Origin of the sequence: Azohydromonas australica DSM 1124, assembly GCF_000430725.1 — a bacterium.
Classification (GTDB): Bacteria; Pseudomonadota; Gammaproteobacteria; order Burkholderiales; family Burkholderiaceae_C; genus Azohydromonas; species Azohydromonas australica.
The window spans coordinates 216,799-236,973 of sequence record NZ_KE387208.1 but is presented as its reverse complement, the minus strand read 5'-3'; the positions used below and the strand labels follow the sequence as shown (position 1 = coordinate 236,973).

The 20,175-nt window shown below is 69.3% G+C and carries 19 protein-coding genes; 9 read left to right on the top strand and 10 right to left on the bottom strand.

Going from position 1 to position 20,175, the window contains the following annotated elements:
- Window positions 1-12: 12 nt before the first annotated feature.
- The 6 genes from H537_RS0130085 to H537_RS0130060 form a co-directional block, all read right to left on the bottom strand.
- Complete coding sequence (locus tag H537_RS0130085; RefSeq protein WP_029000842.1) at window positions 13-879, bottom strand: fumarylacetoacetate hydrolase family protein; 867 nt, start codon at window positions 877-879, stop codon at window positions 13-15.
- A gap of 28 nt (window positions 880-907) precedes the next feature.
- On the bottom strand, window positions 908-1,657 hold the full coding sequence (locus H537_RS0130080) for an SDR family oxidoreductase (RefSeq protein WP_043460613.1): 750 nt from the start codon (window positions 1,655-1,657) through the stop codon (window positions 908-910).
- Between the two features lie 126 nt (window positions 1,658-1,783).
- Entirely contained in the window at window positions 1,784-3,190 is a 1,407-nt protein-coding gene (locus H537_RS0130075) for a TRAP transporter large permease (protein WP_029000840.1), read from the bottom strand.
- 12 nt (window positions 3,191-3,202) lie between these two features.
- Window positions 3,203-3,823, bottom strand: a complete 621-nt coding sequence (locus tag H537_RS0130070; protein ID WP_029000839.1) for a TRAP transporter small permease — start codon at window positions 3,821-3,823, stop codon at window positions 3,203-3,205.
- 19 nt (window positions 3,824-3,842) lie between these two features.
- Window positions 3,843-4,820, bottom strand: coding sequence for a sialic acid TRAP transporter substrate-binding protein SiaP (locus tag H537_RS0130065; RefSeq protein ID WP_029000838.1), 978 nt, complete (start codon window positions 4,818-4,820; stop codon window positions 3,843-3,845).
- A 94-nt stretch (window positions 4,821-4,914) separates the two neighbouring features.
- Window positions 4,915-5,661: a FadR/GntR family transcriptional regulator gene (locus H537_RS0130060; RefSeq protein ID WP_029000837.1), complete on the bottom strand. Its 747-nt coding sequence runs from the start codon at window positions 5,659-5,661 to the stop codon at window positions 4,915-4,917.
- 252 nt (window positions 5,662-5,913) lie between these two features.
- Here H537_RS0130060 and H537_RS0130055 point away from each other — a divergent pair, with 252 nt between their 5' ends.
- Together H537_RS0130055 and lon are read left to right on the top strand one after the other, a co-directional pair.
- Window positions 5,914-6,321 (top strand): Hsp20/alpha crystallin family protein, encoded by a 408-nt coding sequence (locus H537_RS0130055; RefSeq protein WP_029000836.1) that lies wholly within the window; start codon window positions 5,914-5,916, stop codon window positions 6,319-6,321.
- A gap of 123 nt (window positions 6,322-6,444) precedes the next feature.
- The gene (gene lon / locus H537_RS46320; RefSeq protein WP_211235110.1) at window positions 6,445-8,796 is read left to right on the top strand and encodes an endopeptidase La; all 2,352 of its coding nucleotides are present in this window, start codon (window positions 6,445-6,447) and stop codon (window positions 8,794-8,796) included.
- Between the two features lie 120 nt (window positions 8,797-8,916).
- Here the strand turns inward: lon and H537_RS0130045 are convergent, their stop codons facing one another.
- The gene (locus tag H537_RS0130045; RefSeq protein WP_029000835.1) at window positions 8,917-9,864 is read right to left on the bottom strand and encodes a LysR family transcriptional regulator; all 948 of its coding nucleotides are present in this window, start codon (window positions 9,862-9,864) and stop codon (window positions 8,917-8,919) included.
- Between the two features lie 135 nt (window positions 9,865-9,999).
- Between H537_RS0130045 and H537_RS0130040 the strand changes: the two genes are divergently transcribed.
- From H537_RS0130040 to aroQ, 7 genes are all read left to right on the top strand, one after another.
- The gene (locus tag H537_RS0130040) at window positions 10,000-10,929 is read left to right on the top strand and encodes a ketopantoate reductase family protein (RefSeq protein WP_029000834.1); all 930 of its coding nucleotides are present in this window, start codon (window positions 10,000-10,002) and stop codon (window positions 10,927-10,929) included.
- A gap of 33 nt (window positions 10,930-10,962) precedes the next feature.
- Window positions 10,963-11,349, top strand: coding sequence for a VOC family protein (locus H537_RS0130035; protein WP_029000833.1), 387 nt, complete (start codon window positions 10,963-10,965; stop codon window positions 11,347-11,349).
- 33 nt (window positions 11,350-11,382) lie between these two features.
- Window positions 11,383-11,859, top strand: a complete 477-nt coding sequence (locus tag H537_RS0130030; protein ID WP_029000832.1) for a MaoC family dehydratase — start codon at window positions 11,383-11,385, stop codon at window positions 11,857-11,859.
- Between the two features lie 38 nt (window positions 11,860-11,897).
- Entirely contained in the window at window positions 11,898-13,133 is a 1,236-nt protein-coding gene (locus tag H537_RS0130025) for a CaiB/BaiF CoA transferase family protein (RefSeq protein ID WP_051243665.1), read from the top strand.
- Window positions 13,130-13,951, top strand: a complete 822-nt coding sequence (aroE, locus tag H537_RS0130020; protein WP_029000830.1) for a shikimate dehydrogenase — start codon at window positions 13,130-13,132, stop codon at window positions 13,949-13,951. The genes H537_RS0130025 and aroE overlap by 4 nt, the downstream gene beginning before the upstream one ends.
- 126 nt (window positions 13,952-14,077) lie before the next feature.
- Window positions 14,078-15,085: a TRAP transporter substrate-binding protein gene (locus H537_RS0130015; RefSeq protein WP_029000829.1), complete on the top strand. Its 1,008-nt coding sequence runs from the start codon at window positions 14,078-14,080 to the stop codon at window positions 15,083-15,085.
- A 64-nt stretch (window positions 15,086-15,149) separates the two neighbouring features.
- Entirely contained in the window at window positions 15,150-15,599 is a 450-nt protein-coding gene (gene aroQ, locus H537_RS0130010; RefSeq protein WP_029000828.1) for a type II 3-dehydroquinate dehydratase, read from the top strand.
- A gap of 25 nt (window positions 15,600-15,624) precedes the next feature.
- Here the strand turns inward: aroQ and H537_RS0130005 are convergent, their stop codons facing one another.
- The 3 genes from H537_RS0130005 to H537_RS0129995 are packed head-to-tail and all read right to left on the bottom strand — an operon-like array spanning window position 15,625 to window position 20,156.
- Window positions 15,625-16,113 carry an acyl-CoA thioesterase gene (locus tag H537_RS0130005; protein ID WP_029000827.1) on the bottom strand — a complete coding sequence of 163 codons (489 nt, stop codon included), beginning with the start codon at window positions 16,111-16,113 and terminating at the stop codon, window positions 15,625-15,627.
- Window positions 16,114-16,139: 26 nt separating this feature from the next.
- Window positions 16,140-18,851, bottom strand: a complete 2,712-nt coding sequence (locus H537_RS0130000) for a CoA-binding protein (RefSeq protein WP_029000826.1) — start codon at window positions 18,849-18,851, stop codon at window positions 16,140-16,142.
- A 24-nt stretch (window positions 18,852-18,875) separates the two neighbouring features.
- A complete protein-coding gene (locus H537_RS0129995; protein ID WP_029000825.1) occupies window positions 18,876-20,156 on the bottom strand; it encodes an ATP-grasp domain-containing protein in 1,281 nt (426 codons plus the stop codon).
- Between the last annotated feature and the right edge of the window lie 19 nt (window positions 20,157-20,175).

The window sequence follows — 20,175 nt, the reverse complement described above, 5'->3', positions numbered from 1 at the left end:
CTCCTCGTCAGTTCAGTCTTCGAGCAGGGCCGCGCTCCAGGCGTGCACCGCCTGCCGCTGCTCGCCCAGGCCCTGGATGCTCAGCCGCATCACGTCGCCGGCCTTCAGGTAGACCGGGTTGGGCTTGGCGCCCAGGCCCACGCCGGGCGGCGTACCGGTGCTGATGAGGTCGCCCGGCTCCAGCGTCATGAAGCGGCTGATGTAGCTCACGAGCTCCTTCACGCCGAACACCATGGTGCGCGTGCTGCCGTCCTGCCAGCGCCGGCCGTTGACCTCCAGCCACATCGAGAGGTCCTGCGGATCGGCCACCTCGTCGCGCGTCACCAGCCAGGGGCCGACGGGGCCGAAGGTGTCGCAGCCCTTGCCCTTGTCCCAGGTGCCGCCGCGCTCCAGCTGGTACTCGCGCTCGGACACGTCATTGACCACGCAGTAGCCGGCGACGTAGTCCAGCGCGTCGTCCTCGCTGACGTAGCGGGCGCGGCGGCCGATCACCACGCCCAGCTCCACCTCCCAGTCGGTCTTGACCGAACCCTGGGGCAGCACGACCGGGTCGTTGGGGCCGGTCAGCGCGGTGTTGGCCTTCATGAACAGCACCGGCTCCTTGGGCACGGGCAGGTTCGACTCGGCCGCGTGGTCGGCGTAGTTCAGGCCCACGCAGATGAATTTTCCGAGCCCCTTCCAGGGCGTGCCGATGCGCGCGGGCTCGGACAGCACGGGCAGCGTGGACGGATCGACCTCCTGCAGCCGGCGCAGGTTCTCCGGGCGCAGCGTGTCGGCGGTGATGTCGGGGATCACGCCCGAGAGGTCGCGGACCTGGCCCTGGGCGTCGATCAGGGCGGGACGTTCGGCGCCGCGGGCGCCATGGCGAAGAAGCTTCATGGGGTGTTGTTCAGGGAGTGGAAAGGGTTCAGTTGGACCAGCCGCCGTCGATGACCTGCGTGGTGCCGGTGGTGAAGCCGGACTCGTCGCTGGCCAGGTACAGCGCCAGCGCGGCGATCTCCTCCGCGCTGCCCAGGCGCCCCATGGGCTGGCGCGCCACGAACAGTGCCTCGATCTCCTGCTCGGTCTTGCCGCTGGCCGAGGCCTGCGCGGCGATGCGCTCGCGCAGCGAGGGCGACTCCACCGTGCCGGGGCAGATGGCGTTGCAGCGAATGCCGCGGCTGACGAAATCCACCGCCACCGACTTGGTCAGCCCCACCACCGCCGCCTTGCTCGTGGCATAGACGAAGCGGTTGACGGGCGCCTTGATGCTGCCCGCGACGGACGCCATGTTGATGATGGAGCCGCCGCCCCGGGCCAGCATGCCTGGCAGGAACGCGCGGATGGTGCGGGCCATCGACTTCACGTTGAGGTCGAAGGCGAAGTCCAGCTCCGCGTCGGTGCTGTCCAGCACGTCGCCCGCGTGCACGAAGCCCGCGCCGTTGAACAGCACGTCCACCGGCCCGGCCTGCGCCGCGGCGGCCTGGATGGCGGCGGCGTCGCGCACGTCCAGGCGCATCACGCGGCAGTTGGCGGTGCCGGCCAGCGCATCGAGCAGCGCGGCGTCGATGTCGGTGGCGATCACCTGGGCGCCCTGGCGTGCGAAGGCCAGCGCCGTGGCGCGGCCGATGCCCTGCCCCGCCGCGGTGACGAAGGCGGTCTTGCCCTGCAGTCTCATCAAGCAGTCCTTACTGAGAAACAACCGATAAACCCCGTTCGGGCTGAGCTTGTCGCTGCCCCCTGCTGCCCGGCTGGGCCCTGACCCTTCGACAGGCTCAGGGCGAACGGGAGGAAAGCTCACAAATCACTTGAGCATCCCGAGCTGCTGCGGCAGCCACAGCGTGATCTGGGGGATGTAGGTGATGGCGATCAGCGCGCCGATCAGCGGCACCAGCCAGGGCAGGATCGCCATGGTGGTGCGCTCCACCGAGAGCCGGGAGATGCGCGCGAGCACGAACAGCACCATGCCCAGCGGCGGGTGCAGCAGCCCGATCATCAGGTTGAGCGTGATGATCAGCCCGAAGTGGATCGGGTCGATGCCGAGCTTGAGCACGATGGGCAGCAGGATAGGCACCAGGATCGTGATGGCGGCGATGGTGTCGATGAAGCAGCCCACGAACAGGATCAGCAGGTTCGCCAGCAGCAGGAACACCCACTTGTTGTCCGTGATGGACAAGATCGCGTCGGTGAGCATCTGCGCCGCCTGCGTGGTGGTCAGCAGCCAGGCGAAGACGGATGCGGCCGTGACGATGAACAGCACCGAGGCGGTGGTCTCCACCGTGTCGAAGCTCGCCTTGGCCAGCGTGCGCAGCGTCATGCTGCGGTAGCGCACCAGTCCCAGGAACAGCGCCCAGATGACGGCCGCGACCGCCGCCTCCGTGGGCGTGAACCAGCCCATGGTCATGCCGCCGATGAGGATCACCGGCGCCATCAGCGCCATCACGGCCGAGAAGTTGAACTTCCAGTCCAGCGCCAGCAGCACGGCGAAGCCGATGCCCGCGGCGAGGTTGGGCGAGACGCCGGCCTTGGTCATGAGCCACACCGCCATCGGGAAGGCCAGCACGATGGCGATCTCCAGCGCCGCGCCGCCCAGCCGTCCCCAGTGGAAAGCGACGTCGCCGCCCCAGTTGTTCTTGCGGGCGAAGTAGGCCACCGTGAACATCATCAGCAGCGTCATGAAGATGCCCGGCAGCACGCCGGCCAGGAACAGCGCGCCGATGGAGACGTTGGCCATCATCCCGTAGATGACGAAGGGCAGCGAGGGCGGGATGATCGGGCCCAGCGTGGCCGAGGCGGCGGTGACGCCCACGGCGAACTCGGTGTCGTAGCCATGGTCCTTCATGGCCTTGATCTCGATCGAGCCCAGGCCCGCGGCATCGGCGATGGCCGTGCCCGACATGCCCGAGAAGATCACCGAGCCGATGATGTTGACCTGGCCCAGGCCGCCGCGCATCCAGCCCACCAGCGCCACGGCAAAGTTGTAGATGCGCCCCGTGATGCCGGCGATGTTCATCAGGTTGCCGGCCAGGATGAAGAAGGGCACCGCCAGCAGCGGGAAGGACTCGATGCCGGCAATCATGCGCTGCGCCACCACGATGTCGGGCACCGAGCCCGACACCGCGATGAACAGCAGCGAGGCGCCGGCCATCGCGACGGCTACCGGCACGCCGATGAGCATCAGCGCGAGGAAGGAACCAATGAGGATCAGCATGCTGCTCTGCCCTTACTCGTAGGCCTCAGGCCGCTCCAGCGAGCTGAACCCCTGGCGCCAGTGCTCCACGCTCACCTGCACCGAGCGCAGCGCCATCAGCGCCATGCCGGCGAAGGCCAGCCAGTAGACGTGGCTCTTGTTCCAGTCGATGGTGGTCATGGGCTCGTTGTCCACGGCCAGCGCGTAGCGCGCGATCAGCCACGCCGCGTAGGCGAAGAAGGCCGTGCGCAGCAGGTCCACCAGCGTCGCCAGCGCGCGCCCGGGCGCGCCGGGCAGCCAGCGGTACACCAGGTTGACCTGGATGTGGCGGCTGCGCCGCACGCAGGCTGCCGCGCCGATGAACACCACCGGGATCAGGCAGTACACCGCCAGCTCCTCCGTCCAGGCGAAGCTGTCGTTGAGCACGTAGCGGGTGAAGAACTGCGTCACCACCAGCCCCGTCATGAGCCAGAAGAAGCCCAGGCAGATCCAGTCCTCCAGCGCGTAGGACGACAGGTCCACGTGGTGCTCGTCGGCCTCGGCGAAGCTCGCGGCAATCGCCTGGGCTTCGGCCTCGGCCTCCGCGCTGTTGGGAGCAGCGGTGTCCTCGCCCGGCGCGGCGTGCCGGTGCAAGTGGTCGTGCGTCACGGCCATGGCTGTGCTTGCCTCGCGCTTACTTCACCAGCGCCTGGATGCGCTCCCAGTCGGCCTTCTGGTAGCCGAACTGCTCGAAGGGCACGTTCTTGAGCACGGTGTCGCGGAACTCGTTCTTGTCCACCTCCGTCACCGTCAGGCCCTTGGCCTTGAAGGTGGCCACGAGCTCCTTCTCCTTGGCGGCGACTTCCTGCGAGGCCTTCTCCGCCGCCTCCTGCGCCACCGCGGTGAACATGGCCTTGTCGGCGTCGGGCAGCTTCTTCCACAGCGCGCCGGAGACGACGGTGTTGAGGTGGTCCACGATGTGGCCGGTGAGCACGATGTGCTTCTGCACCTCGAAGAACTTCTTGGCCTCGATGGTGGGCAGCGGGTTCTCCTGCGCCTCCACGGTGCCGTTCTGCAGCGCCAGGTACACCTCGGCGAAGGCGATGGGCGTGGTGTTGGCGCCGCAGGCACGCGGCATGGCCAGGTAGGCCGGCACGTCGGGCACGCGGATCTTCAGGCCCTTCATGTCCGCGCACTTGGCGATGGGCTTGTTGCTGGTCGTGTGGCGCACGCCGTAGTAGGTCGTGGCCACGATGTGGTTGCCCGACTTCTGCTCGTAGCCCGCGGTGAGCTCCTTGTAGATGTCGCTCTTGGTGTAGGCCAGCAGGTGGTTGACGTCGCGGAAGGTGTAGGGGTAGTACGTGACGCCGATGCGCGGGAAGCTCTTGGCCGCGAAGCTGGAGCCGGAAATGATCATGTCCACCGTGCCCAGCGCCAGGCCCTGGTTGATGTCGTTCTCCTTGCCGAGCTGCGAGGCCGGGTAGACGTCGATCTGGTACTTGCCGCCGCTGCGCTTCTTGATCTCGTCGGCGGCCCACACCGACCACTTGTGGAAGGGCTCGGAGGTCTCGTAGACGTGGGCCCACTTGAGCTTGGTCTGCGCGCCGGCGGTGCCGGCGGCGGCCAGCGCCACGGCGGCCAGGGCGGTCTTGAAGGCAAGGCGTCGGTCCATGTCGTCTCCTGTGGTCGGCCCTTGTGGCAGGCCTTTGGTTGAATCGGTCGGGCTGCGGCCACCCCCGTGGCCGCAACGGTTCAAGGCACCACGCTCACGGCGTGATGCGCTCGGGCGCCAGCAGCGGCGCCGCGTCGGTGGCGGGCCAGTTGACGGTGAAACGGTCGTGCGAGCGCTGCAGGTGCTCGCGCATCGCCGCGCGCGCGGCCGCAGCGTCGCCGACGGCGACGGCCTGCACCACGCGCCGGTGCTCGGCCACGGCGGCGCGCCAGTTGTCGGCGTTCTCGAAATGCCGCCCAAGGCGCTCGAACAGCGGGTTGTTGCGCTCGTCGAAGAGCTGCGTCACCACGCGCAGCAGCGGCGCGTTCTCCGCCGCCTCGGCCATGCGCAGGTGGAAGAGCCGGTCGCCGCGCAGCGGCATCAGCCCGGCGTCGATGTCCTGCTCCATCTGGTCCACGGCCTCGGTGAGCGCGGCCACCAGCGCCGGGCTGCTCGCCAGTGCAGCCATCGCGGCCAGCTCGCCTTCGAGCACCTGGCGCGCGCGGATCGTCTCCAGCGGGCCTTCGCCTTCCACCGCCGGCGCCACCGCCACCGCCACCGCACGGGCCGCGCGGGAGCGCACGTAGACGCCCGAGCCCATGCGTACCTCGACCACGCCCTCGACCTCCAGCGCGATCAGCGCCTCGCGCACCGAGGGCCGCGACACGCCGAGCTGCTGCGCCAGATCCCGCTCGGCCGGCAACCGCGAGCCGGGAGCGAATTCGCCCCCGTCGATCAGCGCCCGCAGCTGATCGGCGATCTGGCGGTAGAGGCGGCGGGGTTCGATGGCCTGGATGGGCATATTGGTTAGCTGGCAAAGTGGTCTGACCAGTTGGGTTGCATCCTAGGCGGCTGTGATAGCGCTACCCATCAGGGCATTCCCGCACGGGAAAGTCCTGAGTGCGCGGCGGGCCATGACCGAGCGGGGTCTTGGCCTCCCGGAATTCGCCCCTATCTACCGAGAACTTGGCCCCCGGCGCCTGGCGCCGAAGGGTGCGTTGATTGCTTCAAGACCGGACGGCAGCTACCACGCTGCGTCCCGAGGTGAGCCCCGATGCCCAGCAGAAACGATCTCGAAGCCTGGATGTGGATGGAGGCCTGCAAGGCGTTGAGCCAGGCCGACCGGCTGCACCAGCAGTTCTTTCCCAGCGGCGGCCCCGGCGCGGGCGCCGCGATCTGGCAGCCGCCGATGGACATGGTGGAGGACGAGTACGAGATCGTGATCGTCGTCGCCATGCCGGGCGTGCCGGCCGAGCGGGTGCAGGTGAGCCGCGAGAACGGCGCGCTGCTGGTGCGCGGCTCCCGCCCGCTGCTGCTGCCGGGCCACGGGCACCGCGTGCGCAGCCTGGAGATTCCGCACGGCATGTTCGAGCGGCGCATCGCGCTGCCGCCGGGCCGTTTCGAGCTCAACCCGCCCACGCTGCGCGACGGCTGCCTGGTGCTGCACCTGATCAAACTCTAGGAAGACCACGTGAACTTTTCAGCCTCGTCACCGCTGGTCCCGTCCTCCGCGCTGGAGGGCACCAGCCCCGCCGCTGCTGCCGGCGCCGCGCCCGCCACGGCGCCGCGCGAGCCGCGCCCGCCCCTGCGTCCGCTGCCCGAGGACGCGCTCATCGTGCTGCCGCTGTACGACACCGTGGTGTTCCCCAACACCGTGGTGCCGCTGCTCATCGCCCGCCCCGACTCGCAGGCCGCGGTGCAGGAAGCCGTGCGCCAGGAGAAGCCCGTGGGCGTGCTGCTGCAAAGCCGCCGCGAGGCCGAGCATCCGCGCCCGGACGACCTGCACTGGGTCGGCACCAGCGTGTCCGTGCTGCGCTACCTCGCGGGTCCGGACGACTCGCACCGCGTGGTCGGCCGCGGCCTGCGGCGCTTCCGCGTGCTGCAGTTCCTGGAAGGCTGGCCCTTCCTGGTGGCGCAGGTGCAGTACATCGACGACCCGGACCGCGACGATCCGGAGATCGAAGGCCGCGCCCGCACGCTCAAGGCCCGCGCCATGGAGACCTTGCAGCTGCTGCCGCAGGTGCCGGCGGAGATGACGACGGCGCTGGAAGCGCTGAACCAGCCCTCGCAGCTGGCCGATGCCGTCTCCAGCGTGCTCGACCTCCCGGTGGCAGAGAAGCAGTCGCTGCTGGAGAGCTTCGACCTGAAGTCGCGGCTGGACCGGCTGATCAGCGCCGTCACGCACCGGCTGGAAGTGCTCAAGGTCTCGCGCGAGGTGGCGGACCGCACCCGCGAGAACATCGGCGACGTCAACCGCAAGCACCTGCTGCGCGAGCAGATGCGCGTGATCCAGAAGGAGCTGGGCGAGGACGACGAGAACGCCGCCGAAGTCGCCGAGCTGGAAGAGGCCATCACCCAGGCCGGCATGCCGGAAGAGGTGGAGAAGGCCGCGCGCAAGGAGCTCAAGCGGCTGGAGCGCATGCCCGAAGGCGCGGGCGAGAGCTCGATGGTGAGAACGTACCTGGAGTGGCTGACCGAGCTGCCCTGGCGCACCGAGGACGCCGCGCCCATCGACATCGCCGAGGCCCGGCGCATCCTGGACCAGGACCACTTCGGGCTGGAGAAGATCAAGCGCCGCATCCTGGAGTACCTGGCGGTGCACAAGCTGAACCCGTCCGGGCGCAGCCCGATCCTGTGCTTCGTCGGGCCGCCAGGGGTGGGCAAGACCTCGCTCGGACAGAGCATCGCCAAGGCCACGGGGCGCGTCTTCTCGCGCGTGAGCCTGGGCGGCGTGCATGACGAGTCGGAGATCCGCGGCCACCGGCGCACCTACATCGGCGCCCTGCCCGGCAACATCATCCAGGCGCTTCGCAAGGCCGGTACCAACCGCTGCGTGATGATGCTCGACGAGATCGACAAGCTCGGATCGGGCGGCATGCATGGCGACCCAAACGCGGCGCTGCTGGAGGTGCTGGACCCGGAGCAGAACAGCACGTTCCGCGACACCTACCTGGCGGTGCCCTACGACCTGTCCAAGGTGATGTTCGTGTGCACGGCCAACATGCTGGACACCATCCCGGGCCCGCTGCGCGACCGCATGGAGGTGATCCAGCTGCCGGGCTACACCAACCAGGAGAAGCTGCAGATCGCGCGCCGCTACCTGCTGCCGCGCCAGCTCGCGGCCACGGGGCTGACGCCGGAGCAGTGCACGGTGAGCGACGCGGCGCTGGCGGCCGTCATCGCGGACTACACGCGCGAGGCCGGCGTGCGCAACCTGGAGCGCGAGATCGGCAGCGTGGTGCGCCACGTGGCGGTGCGCATTGCCGAGGGCAGCGTGCAGCGCATGGACGTGGACGCGGGCGACCTGCACGCCATCCTGGGCGCCAAGCGCTTCGAGGCCGAGGTGGCGATGCGCACCGGCGTGCCGGGCGTGGCCACCGGGCTGGCCTGGACGCCGGTGGGCGGGGAGATCCTGTTCATCGAGGCGGCGCGCACGCCGGGCAGCGGCCGGCTGATCCTCACCGGGCAGCTGGGCGACGTGATGAAGGAAAGCGTGCAGGCCGCGCTGTCGCTGGTGAAGGGCCGCACGGCCGAGCTGGGCATCGCCGCGGACAGCCTGGACAAGGCGGACATCCACGTGCACGTGCCCGCGGGCGCCACGCCCAAGGACGGGCCCAGCGCGGGCGTGGCGATGTACGTCGCGCTCAGCTCGCTGCTCAGTGGCCGGCCGGTACGGGCGGACGTGGCGATGACGGGCGAGATCAGCCTGCGCGGGCTGGTGCTGCCCGTGGGCGGCATCAAGGAAAAGGTGCTCGCCGCGCTGCGCGCAGGCATCACCACCGTGATGCTGCCCGCGCGCAACCAGCGCGACCTGGAGGACATCCCGCAGGAGGCCCGGGAGAAGCTGCGCTTCGTGTGGCTGGAACGGGTGGATGAGGCGGTGGAGGCGGCGCTGGAGCCGGCGGGGGCGGTGCTGGGTGCAGCCGAGGTTGCGTGAGTGACGGCGGCTGCGCTGCGGTCCGTGGTCGAGCCAGGCACCCCGCCAACCTGGCCCGCCACGCTCAACGGGCTTCGACGCTGACCGCGGACCGGTCCTGAAGAGCGGGCGCGGCCATCATCATCCGGCGGGCTGTGCCGCGGCCTTGCGCGGCGCACCCTCCTGCATGAACAGCGCCGCGCAAACGCCGCGCAGCCAGCGGTTGGCGGCGTCGTGGTGGAAGCGAGCATGCCAGTGCTGCTTGACCTCGAAGCCCGGGATGGGCAGCGGGCACTTGAGCACCAGCAGATCCGCCGTGCGGGCCAGCGTTTCGCCGATGTGGCGCGGCAGCGTGGCCACGAGGTCGGTGGTGGAGACGATGGCGGGCAGGCCCAGGAAGCCCGGCAGCTCCAGGTGGACGTCGCGCGTGATGCCGCGCTCCTTCAGCGTCGCGGCGAGCAGCTGGTAGCCGGTGCCCGAGGCGATGGCCACGTGCGGCTCGGCCTCGTAGCGGCGCAGCGTGAGCCGACCGTCGGCCAGGCGCGGATGGCGCCGATTGACGAGGCAGACCCAGTCCTGCGCGAAAAGGGTCTGCTGGTAGAAGCCCGCTTCCAGCCCCGGCACCAGGCCGATGGCCAGGTCGGCGTCGCCGGCCTCCAGGGCACGCGCCGTGTCCGCGTCGATGCGCGCGGCCTCCAGCCGCACGCCTGGCGCCACCGCGCGCACGTGCGCGAGCATCTGCGGCAGCAGCGTGACGTGGCTGGCGTCGGTCATGCAGATGCGAAAGCGCCGCTGCGCCTGGGCGGGATCGAACTCCGGCGCCGTCTCCGCCAGCCGCCGCATGCAGGCCAGGGCGTCCCGCACGGTGCCGATGAGCGCCTCCGCCCGCGGCGTGGGCTGCATGCCCGCGGGCGTGCGCACGAACAGCGGGTCGTGCAGCAGCTCCCGCAACCGGCCCAGCCAGATGCTCACCGTGGGCTGGCTCTGCCCCAGCTGCTCGGCCGCGCGCGTGACGCTGCGCGTGCCGTAGAGCAGCTCGAACAGGCGCAGCAGCTTCAGGTCCGGCAGCAGGGTGTCGTCGGTGCTCATGGGAAAGCAGCTTTCTTCATTGCGAATCGCAATGGAGTGTATTGCCGCCATTGAATTGCCAGCATCTTCGTCGCTGCCTATCGTCGCGGCCATTCGCTGCCAAGGCCGGCAGCAGCCAATGACGAAGGAATGAGCTTGAAGATCTGTGTGCTGGGCGCGGGCGCCCTAGGATGCGCGATCGGCGGCGTGCTGGCCGAGGGCGGCTGCGAGGTGACGCTGGTGACGCGCAACGCCGCGCACGTGGACGCCATGAACCGCGACGGCCTGCGCCTGGTCGAGGACGGCGTGGAGCGCGGCGTGAAGGTCCGCGCCGCCACCAGTTGCGCCGCGCTGGAGCCGGTGGACCTCGTCATCGTGCTGGTGAAGTCCTTCGACACCCGGCGCGCCATCGAGGCGGCCGGCCCGGTCGTCGGTCCCGACACGGTGGTGATGTCGCTGCAGAACGGCCTGGGCCACGAGGACGAGCTCATCGCCGTCGCGGGCCGCCAGCGCGTGATGGCGGGCAAGACCTACGTCGGCGGCGTGCTGCTGGCGCCGGGCCGGGTGCGCATCGGCGTCCAGGACAAGGAAACGCTCATCGGCGAGCTTGACGGCACGGTGAGCTTCCGCGCCCAGGCGGTGGCCAAGGCCTTCGAGAAGGCCGGCCTGCGCTGCATCGTCAGCGACAACATCCTCGGGACGATGTGGGACAAGCTGCTGGTCAACGTGGCCACCGGCGCGCTGGCCGGCATCACGGGCCTCAGCTACGGCGACCTGTACGCCGTGCCGGAGATCGAGGAGGCCGCGCTGGCGGCCGTGGCCGAGGCCATCGCCGTGGCACAGGCCAAGGGCGTCCGTCTCTCCATGACCGATGCGCGCCAGCCCTGGCTCAAGGCCAGCGCCGGACTGCCGCCGCAGTTCAAGACCTCGATGCTGCAGAGCCTGGAGAAGGGCTCGATCACCGAGGTCGATTTCATCAACGGCGCCGTCGTGCGCCAGGGCGAGCGCCTGGGCGTGCCCACGCCCGTCAACCGCACGCTGGTGGCCTGCATCAAGGGCATCGAGCGCCGGCTGCAAGCCGCCTGAACCCCGCTTGAACCACTCCGAAGGAGACACCCGATGACGGCGAACACCCGTTCCTACGTCGAGCACGTGGCCGTGCGCGTGAAGGACCTGCAGTGGCACCTGCGCTTCTTCCGCGAGGTGCTGGGCATGAGCACGCGCATGGTCGACGGCGACCCCGAGGCGCCGCGCCAGGTCTGGACCATCGGCGGCATGCAGTTCATCCAGGACCCGGGCTTCGAAGGCCCCGAAGGCCGCCTGGCCCACCTGGGCGTGATGACCAGCGACCTGGAAGCCGCGCTGGAAGCCGCCAAGCCCTTCGGTGTGGAAGAGATGCCTCAGGGCCGCAACTGGCTGCGCCTGCCCGACGGGCTGGCGGTGGAAATCCTGCAGGCCACCGGCAACGCGGTGGACGAGGCGCTGGCGGTGGACCCGCGCGCCTGAGCCCCAGACACAACCCGAAGGAACGAACGCGACATGAGCCACAGCCCCGATCCCGGCACCCCCGAGCTGTACTGGGACGAAGTCCAGGAAGGTGCCGAGTGCACCAGTCCCGAGTACGAGGTGACCGAAGCCCGCGTGATGGCCTACGCCGAACTCACCGGCGACTTCACGCCGGTGCACACCGACGAGGACTACGCCCGCACCACGCCGTTCGGCACCCGTGTCGCGCACGGCCTGTTCGGCCTGTCCATCGCCGACGGCCTGAAGACCCGCAGCGCGCTGCGCTTCCAGCCGGGCATGTCCATGGGCTGGAGCTGGGACTTCGTGGCGCCCATCAAGCTCGGCGACACGGTGCGCGTGAAGTTCCGCGTCGGCACCGCGCGCCGCAGCAAGAGCCGCGCGGGCTGGGGCATCGTCATCCTGCCATCGGAGCTGATCAACCAGCGCGGCGAGGTCGTCCAGAAGGGCGAGCACCGGCTGATGATCCCGCTGCGCCCGGCTGGCGCCTGAGTACGTCCGCAACGAAGCACGAGCACTCCATGAGCAACTTGCAAGCGCTGCCGCTGGCCGGCATCCGCGTCATCGACTACAGCCACTTCCTGGCCGGCCCCTACCTCTCCCGCTGCCTGGCCGCCATGGGCGCCGAGGTCATCAAGGTCGAGCGCCCGACCACCGGCGACGCCGGGCGCCAGCACGCCTACTTCATCAACGGGCAAAGCGGCTACTACCTGCAGCAGAACATGGGCAAGCAGGGCCTGTGCATCAACCTCAAGGACCCGCGCGGGCTGGAGCTGATGCACAAGCTGGTGGACACGGCCGACGTGTTCGTCGAGAACTACCGCCCTGGCGCGCTGGACAAGCTGGGCCTGGGCTACGAGGCGCTTTCCGCGCGCAACCCGGGCCTGGTCTATTGCTCGGTCTCGGCCTACGGCCACACGGGGCCGGACTCGCACCGTGCCGGCTTCGGGCTGATCGCCGAGGCCAAGAGCGGGATCATGGCCATGGTGGGCCAGCCGGGCGAGGCGCCGCCGCTGCTGCGCATCGCGCTGGGCGACCTCTACACCGGCGCGCACGGCGTGGCCGCGGTCTGCGCCGCGCTGCTGGGCCGCGTCAAGAGCGGCAAGGGTCGGCACATCGACATGGCGCTCTACGACACGCTGGTGTCGATGCACGAGTACGCCATCCAGTGCTACACGCTCTCCGGCGGGAAGGACGTGCCGGTGCAGACCGGTCACGACCTGCCCACCAGCACGCTCTACGGCGTCTTCACCGCCACCGACGGCTACCTGGTGATCGCGGCGCAGGTGGACGACGCGTGGAAGCGGCTGGCCCGGCTGGTGGGCGGCGAGGCCTTCGCGGCCGACGCGCGCTTCCACACCGCCGCAGGGCGCAACGAGCACCGGCTGGAGATCCTGCCCGTGGTGCGGGCCTGGACCGAGGCGCGCAGCGTGGCCGAGTGCCTGGCTGCGCTGGACGCCATCGACGTGCCCTGCGCCAAGGTGCAGCGCATCGACGAGGTGCTGCAGGACCCGCAGATCATCGCCCGCGAGGTCGTCACCGAGCACGAGCACCCGGTGCTGGGCACCGTGAAGCTGCCCAACACGCCGTTCCGCTTCTCGGACTGCGACACGAAGCAGACCGTGCCTGCCCCGCTGATGGGCCAGCACAACCGTGCCATTGCGCAGAGCCTGGGCTATGGCGCCGAAGACATCGACCGCCTGGTGGCCGAGGGCGTGCTCCACGCCGAGGAAGCCGTTGCCCAGTTGCAAGGAGAACCGTCATGACCGATCGCTACGCCATCGTCGGCAACCCGGTAGGCTTTTCCAAGTCGCCGCTGATCCACACAGAGTTCGCCCGCCAGACCGGGCAGGACATCGAGTACACCCGGCTCGAAGCGCCGCTGGGCCGGTTCAAGGAGACGGTGGATGCCTTCCGTGCCGCCGGCGCCAAGGGCGTGAACATCACCGCGCCCTTCAAGCTCGACGCGTTCGCCTACGCCAGCGACGTGTCCGAGGCAGCACGGCTGGCCGGCGCGGCCAACGCGCTGTCCTTCGAGGGCGACCGGGTCCGTGCCGAGAACTTCGACGGCATCGGGCTGGTAAACGACATCCAGCGCAACCTGGGCTTCAGCCTCCAGGGCAAGCGGGTGCTGATGCTGGGCGCCGGCGGCGCGGCGCGTGGCGCGCTGCTGCCTTTCCTGGCCCAGCAGCCGGCGGAGTTTGTCCTGGCCAACCGCACCGCAGCCAAGGCCCAGGCGCTGGCACGGCAGTGCGAGGGGGCCGGCTCCATCCGCGGCTGCGGCCTGCAAGACCTTGAAGGCCTGCGCTTCGACATCGTGCTCAACGCCACCTCGGCCAGCCTCACCGGCGAGCTGCCCGCGGTGCCCGCCAGCGTGTTCGGCAGCGCGCAGCTGGCCTATGAGCTGGCCTATGCCAAGGGCCTGACGCCGTTCCTGCGCCTGGCGCAGGGGGCCGGCGTGCAGCGCCTGGCCGACGGCGTGGGCATGCTGGTGGAGCAGGCCGCCGAGGCCTTCCAGTGGTGGCGCGGCGTGCGCCCGGACACGGCGCCGCTGATCCGGCAGCTCACGGTACCGCTGGCCTGACGCCAAGTCCCACCCAGCGCGCCAGCGACCGCACTGCCGCTTGACGCCCGGGCTCTCAAGGGCCCGGGCAGCTGTATCTCAAGACAAAACGATTCCCAGCCAGCGCCCAACTCAGGAGACAAGCGCATGAAACTCGTCCGCCGCACCTTCGTGGCCGCCGCCGTCGCGGCCGTGCTGCCCCTCGCCGTGCACGCCGCCGACATCCGCGAGCACACCATCAAGTTCGCGTTCCAGAACCCCAAGGAACACCCGCAGGGCCAGGGCGCGCAGAAGTTCGCCGACCTCGTGGCGCAGAAGTCCGGCGGCAAGATCACCGTGAAGCTCTACCCGTCCGGGCAACTCGGCGGCGACGTGCAGACCGTGTCGGCGCTGCAGGGCGGCACGATCGAGATGACGGTGCTCAACGCCGGCATCCTGCAGGCCCAGGTCAAGGAATTTGCGGTCTACGACTTTCCCTTCCTGTTCAACAACGCGCAGGAAGCCGACGCCGTGGCCGACGGCGCCTTCGGCAAGAACCTGTTTGCCAAGCTGGACCCCAAGGGCCTGGTGGGCCTGAACTACTGGGACCTGGGCTTTCGCAACCTGACCAACAGCAAGCGTCCCATCAACAAGGCAGAGGACATCGCTGGACTGAAGATCCGCGTCATCCAGTCGCCGATCTACGTGGACGTCTTCAACGCGCTGGGTGCCAATGCCACGCCGATGCCTTTCCCCGAGGTGTACCCGGCGATGGAGCAAAAGGCGATCGACGGCCATGAAAACCCGGCCACCGTCATCAAGGCCAACAAGATCTACGAGGTGCAGAAGTACCTCGCCCTCACGCGCCACATCTACAACCCGCAGGCGCTGATCGTGGGCAAGAAGTTCTGGGACAAGCTCAACGCTGACGAAAAGGCGCTGATCACCGACGCCGCGGCGCAGGCCACCACCTACCAGCGCGGCGTTTCGCGCAAGGAGGCCGAAGTCGCGGTGGAAGATCTGAAGAAGGCCGGCATGCAAGTCACCGAACTGCCGCCGGGCGAGATCGCCAAGCTGCGCGAGAAGGTCAAGCCTGTCATCGACAAGCAGACCGCCATCGTGGGTGCCGACACCGTTGCCGCGCTGCAAGCCGAGCTGGCCAAGCTGCGCAAGTAAGCGCCTTTTGACACCAGCGGCCGCCTGTCGAAGGCGGCCTTTCATTTTCCGCAGGAACCCCTCGATGAAGATCCTCATGCTTCACGGCATCAACCACGACATGTTCGGCAAGCGCGACCCGCAGCAGTACGGGACCATCACGCTCGCGCAAATCGACGAGCGGCTGCAGGCGCTGGGCCAGGAGCTTGGCGCCGAGGTCGAGAGCTTCCAGAGCAACAGCGAGGGCGAGATGGTGCAGCGCATCCACCGGGGCCATGCCGATGGCGTGGACGCGGTGCTCATCAACGCCGGCGCCTGGACGCACTACAGCTACGGCATCCGGGATGCGCTGGCCATCCTGGGCTGCCCGATCGTGGAGCTGCACATGTCCAACATCCACGCCCGCGAGGCCTTCCGCCACCAGTCGGTGTTCGCCGAGATCGTGCGCGGCCAGATCTGCGGCTTCGGCGTGGAGAGCTACCTGCTGGCGCTGCGGGCGGCAGCGTCGGCCGTGCGCCAAGCCCGCGCCGGTTGAAGGCTTCGCGCCAGCACTTGCCCCTTCACTCCGCTTCAGGCGCCCGCATCCCCTTGTACCGCGCCTCCAGCTCCTGCCGCAGTTGCCGCCGCACCTTGGCCTGCTCGTAGCGGCGGCGCTCGTCGGGCGTGAAGGGCCGCAGCGGTGCCACCGGCGCGGGCTTGCGGTCGTCGTCCACCGCCACCATCGTGAAGAAGCAGCTGTTGACGTGGCGCACCACCTGGCTGCGGATGTCCTCCGCGATGACCTTGATGCCCACCTCCATCGACGAGGTGCCGGTGTGGTTGATGCTGGCCAGGAAGGTCACCAGCTCGCCGACGTGGATCGGCTGCCGGAACATCACCTGGTCCACCGACAGCGTCACCACGTAGCGCCCCGCATAGCGGCTGGCACAGGCGTAGGCCACCTGGTCCAGCAGCTTCAGGATCGTGCCGCCATGCACGTTGCCGGAGAAGTTGGCGGTGTCGGGGGTCATCAGCACCGTCATGGTGAGCTGGTGCGCGGGCAGGTCCATCGCCTGGGTTCCTTCGTGAGGGGGTTTCAGAGAACGTGCGAGCAGGCGGCTTCCGGCGTGCGCGTGTCCATGTTCCGGCCACGGTTGAGGTGGTCATCGATTTCCGCGGCGGCGCCGATCATCCGGCCATACAGGAACACGGTGAAGGCCGCATTCTCCAGGTCGCGCACGTCGAGCAGGCCGGCCTTGTAGTCTTTCCAGAGCAACCCCAACAGCAGTGCGGCAATTACGGCGTCCACGTTGACGCAGAACACGTAAGGCGTCGCACCCACGTCGTACAGCGCCTGCGCCAGCTCCCGGTAGAAGGCGTGGAAGACGTTGTACTTCCCGTGTTGCGCCATGAACTCAGCGATGAAGCGCTCGCGCGGATCGACGTTGACCGGCTTGCCCTTGAACACCGGGTGGTGCACGCCGGGCAGCGCGCGCAGCTCCTGCCCCGCCTCCTTGGCCGCGCGCTTCTCGGCCTTGTAGGCCTTGGCGAAGGCCGTCGCCATGGCCTTGAGGTCCAGGCCGTGATGGGGGTCGCTCGGGTCCTGCAGGTCCACGCCCTTGAACTGCTCCAGCAGGAAGGCCATGCCCTCGAAGCCGTTGCCGCCGTGGCTGTAGCCGGTGTGCGTGAGGAAGCCCACCATGCCCTTGTTGATCTGCACCCTGCCCGGCGTCTGCGGGCCGTCGGCCGACACCGCACCCTTGGCGCCCTGCGCGGAGATCGAGCCCGGGCCGTTGGACACGAGCAGCCCGATGAGCATCTGCAGCGGCAACGACTCCTCGGCCGTGGGCTTGCGCCCTGTGACGGCCAGGGCACACAGGTCGGCCATGGTCCAGCTGCCGTAGCGCTCGGCCTGCGAGATGCCGGCCAGCGATCCCCATTGGTGCTTCTCTGCCGGGATGGAGGCGCCCACCATCACGCCGTAAAGGCGCAGGTACCAGGGCAGTGTCTCGGCGGTCAGCCGCGTGATGCGCTTGCGCAGCAGCGGGCCCCAGGCGATGGTCGTCGCGATGGCCGCCAGGATGGCGTCGCGCGACAGCGTGATGTCCTGCGCCAGCAGGAAGTCCAGGAACACCGACTTCACCTTGCGCTGGCGCACGGCCTGCAGCATAGCCTTGGGGTGCGAGTCCTTGGCCTCGTCCTCGCGCTGCGTGAACAGCGCGCGCGTGGCCTCGTCCAGAGTGATGCCAGAGAAGTCAAAGCCTTCCTGGCTACCGTCTCTCAGCCCCGAGCCCAGGAACAGCTCGATCAGCGTGCGCGTGCACGCCAGCGCGCGCTCCACGCGCCTGGGGCCGACGATGGACGCCGCCGCGGCCATGACGGCGTTGGGCGCGTTGCCCGCGTCGCGTGCCGCCTGCGCGGCCACCAGCACCGGGTCGCCCACGAGGTTCACCTCCGCCGCCACCGCGATGTCCAGCAGCGCGCGGTCGTTGGGGCCGGCCACCTCGTGCACCAGCGGCAGCGCGAACACCGCCTGCAGCGGCTGCAGCGCCAGGTCCAGCACCGGGTGCCCGTGCACCGAGGTCACCTGCGTGGCCGGGTCCATCTGCGAGGCGCCGGACTTGTCCTTCATGTTCTGGCGCGCGACCACGGCACCCACCTGCTTGGACAGCGCGGCGATCTGCGCGCCATAGGGCTCGGGCGCGGGCACCGGCGCCAGCACCAGCTCGGCCGGCAGCTCCAGCCCCTGGTCGTTGGCCAGCCAGGGCTTCAGGCTCAGGCTGCCGCGTCGCGGGAAGTCGGGCTTGGCGCCGCTCAGCGCCATCACGGCGGTGAGCGCCGCCGGGATGTGGGCGATGTTGGTCACCACCGCGCCCTTCTTCGACACCACCGGGTTCTCGGGTGTGAACAGCGCGTCCACGCCCAGGCTCTCCATGAACCACCGTTCCTTGTCCTGCGCGCTGTCGCCGGAGCCGGCCATGGCGCCGGCGTGGCCCACCGCGCGCGTGAGCTTGGACTTCCAGCGCCCCACCACGCACGCCACCACCGGCTTGCCGAAGTCCAGCGCGTGCTCGTAGTAGCCGCCGGGCTCGGCGTACAGCACCGCGGCGCGCGAGCGGCCGTCGTTGCGGAACGCATGCGCGAAGTCGCGCGCGGCGTAGTGGATGTAGACGTCCTTGCCCGAGGACACCAGCGTGGTCGTGCCCCAGCCCTCGCTGGCGAGGTACTGCGCGATGGTGGTGGTGAAGCCCCCGGAGTTGGAGAAGATCGCCACCGAGCCCTGCAGCAGCGAGTCCTCGGGCAGGTCCCCGCCCAGCGCGCCGCCGATGCGCACGCGGTTCCACGAGTCGGCCACGCCCAGGCAGTTGCCGCCGATGATGTCGATGCCCGCGCTCTGCGCCATGGCGCGGATCTCGCGCGCGTCATGCACCGCGATCTTCTCGGTGATGATGACGATCTTGCGCAGCCCCGGGTTCACGCGGATGAGCTCGGCCACGCCGTCGCGCACGCCCGAGGGCGGCAGGTACACCACGCCGGTGTTGAACTCCAGGCCCGCGTTGAGGCCCTCGCGCACGTTGTTGAAGACGGGGATGTCGCCCGCGGGCGTCTTGAGCACCTGGCCGCCGCGCCCGGGCGAGGTGCCGAACACCACGTTGCCGCCGGAAAACGCGTGGCTCGTGGGCGTGACCTGGCGCGACTCGCCGCCCAGGATGTTGAGGACGCACACCCGGTCACCGCGCGTGGCCACGTCGGCCAGCGAGTTGATGCCCAGGTAGTACGGGAAGCTGGAAATGCCTCGTGCATGCATGGTCGTGTCTCCTAAGCCAGGTCGTCAGGCGGCGTTCTTGATGCCGAGCTGCGCAGCGATGGCCGCGCGCCCGCCGGCCTTCATCCACTCGTCGATGCGCTTGGCGTAGTTGACGACCTCGGAGATCGCGCTGTCGAAGCCGAAGAAGCGGTAAGGCAGCCCCAGCGCCTCGCAGGTGTCGGCCAAGGCGCCGAAGCCGCGCACGAGGTTCGGGCCGCCGCGGCCCACCACCACGTACAGCGGCGTGGGGCCGTGCGTGGCGAAGTGCTCGCGCAGCGCGTCGCCCATGGCGCGCAGCGTCTCGTGGATGTCGGTGTTGTTGGACTTGCCGCCGATGATGAACAGCACGTTGGACTGCGCCAGGAAGTGCCGGTAGCAGATCTTGGCCACCTGCTTCATCTTTTCGTAGGGCGGGTTGCCGCCGAAGTCCGAGGAGATGCTCGCGGCCTCGCCCAGCACCTCCGTCACCAGCGAGTTGGCGCCGCCGCCAAAGGTGGGCGCCAGGATGGTGCCGCGCTCGTTGATGACGAACACGTCCGACTGCCCCTGGTGCGTGCGCAGCTCGTTGACCTCCTGCTCGAAGGCGCCGATGTCGGCAGCGAAGAGGTGCCGCGGCAGGCTCAGCCGCGCCACGCGCGGGTCATCGCGGTCGAAGCCGCACTTGAAGTCGCAGGCCACCGGCGTGAGCTTGCCGTTGCCGTCCACGCGCATGCGGATCGGATTCAGCTCCAGCGTCGTCATGCCGTAGTGGTGCATCAGCTCCCACAGCTTGGGCAGGTGCTGCACCAGCGGCGAGATGATCTCCTTGGGCGCGCCGATGTCGGTCAGCGCGTTGGCCACCACGAAGGCCTTGAGGCCCGTGAGCGCGTCGAAGGGCACGGTGGCGATCTCCGACTTGTCCAACTCCTCGATGTCCACGCCGCCGCGGTGCGTGAGCGTCATCGTCGGGGCGCGGTAGCGCGTGTCGTCGGTGATGGCGAAGTAGACCTCGTGCTCGGCCGGCACGCCGCCCTCGAAGGTCACGCCGTTGGCCTTGGCCGTGGCGTTGCCGTGGCGGTGCTCGGCGAAGTACAGCCGCTCCTTCTCCGCCAGCGCTTGCGCCAAGTCCTTGGCGCGGCCGATCAGGCCGGACTTGCCCTTCTTGCCCACGCCGCCCTTGAACAGCGGCTTGATGAACACCTGTCCGTGGCGGCGGATCAGCGCCTGGATGTCGTCTTCCGACGCGTCGGGGCCGAGCACCTCCGCGGTCGGAAAATCGACGTGCCGCAGCAATTGCGCGCCGTAAAGCATGCCGGTGAGTTGCATGGAATCTCCTTCAGGTTGA

Excerpts from the sequence above, each read along its gene's own strand:
- H537_RS0130085 (WP_029000842.1), bottom strand. The coding sequence starts at position 879 with ATGAAGCTTCTTCGCCATGGCGCCCGCGGCGCCGAACGTCCCGCCCTG.
- H537_RS0130080 (WP_043460613.1), bottom strand. The coding sequence starts at position 1,657 with ATGAGACTGCAGGGCAAGACCGCCTTCGTCACCGCGGCGGGGCAGGGC.
- H537_RS0130075 (WP_029000840.1), bottom strand. The coding sequence starts at position 3,190 with ATGCTGATCCTCATTGGTTCCTTCCTCGCGCTGATGCTCATCGGCGTG.
- H537_RS0130070 (WP_029000839.1), bottom strand. The coding sequence starts at position 3,823 with ATGGCCGTGACGCACGACCACTTGCACCGGCACGCCGCGCCGGGCGAG.
- H537_RS0130065 (WP_029000838.1), bottom strand. The coding sequence starts at position 4,820 with ATGGACCGACGCCTTGCCTTCAAGACCGCCCTGGCCGCCGTGGCGCTG.
- H537_RS0130060 (WP_029000837.1), bottom strand. The coding sequence starts at position 5,661 with ATGCCCATCCAGGCCATCGAACCCCGCCGCCTCTACCGCCAGATCGCC.
- H537_RS0130055 (WP_029000836.1), top strand. The coding sequence starts at position 5,914 with ATGCCCAGCAGAAACGATCTCGAAGCCTGGATGTGGATGGAGGCCTGC.
- H537_RS0130045 (WP_029000835.1), bottom strand. The coding sequence starts at position 9,864 with ATGAGCACCGACGACACCCTGCTGCCGGACCTGAAGCTGCTGCGCCTG.
- H537_RS0130035 (WP_029000833.1), top strand. The coding sequence starts at position 10,963 with ATGACGGCGAACACCCGTTCCTACGTCGAGCACGTGGCCGTGCGCGTG.
- H537_RS0130030 (WP_029000832.1), top strand. The coding sequence starts at position 11,383 with ATGAGCCACAGCCCCGATCCCGGCACCCCCGAGCTGTACTGGGACGAA.
- aroE (WP_029000830.1), top strand. The coding sequence starts at position 13,130 with ATGACCGATCGCTACGCCATCGTCGGCAACCCGGTAGGCTTTTCCAAG.
- H537_RS0130015 (WP_029000829.1), top strand. The coding sequence starts at position 14,078 with ATGAAACTCGTCCGCCGCACCTTCGTGGCCGCCGCCGTCGCGGCCGTG.
- aroQ (WP_029000828.1), top strand. The coding sequence starts at position 15,150 with ATGAAGATCCTCATGCTTCACGGCATCAACCACGACATGTTCGGCAAG.
- H537_RS0130005 (WP_029000827.1), bottom strand. The coding sequence starts at position 16,113 with ATGGACCTGCCCGCGCACCAGCTCACCATGACGGTGCTGATGACCCCC.
- H537_RS0130000 (WP_029000826.1), bottom strand. The coding sequence starts at position 18,851 with ATGCATGCACGAGGCATTTCCAGCTTCCCGTACTACCTGGGCATCAAC.
- H537_RS0129995 (WP_029000825.1), bottom strand. The coding sequence starts at position 20,156 with ATGCAACTCACCGGCATGCTTTACGGCGCGCAATTGCTGCGGCACGTC.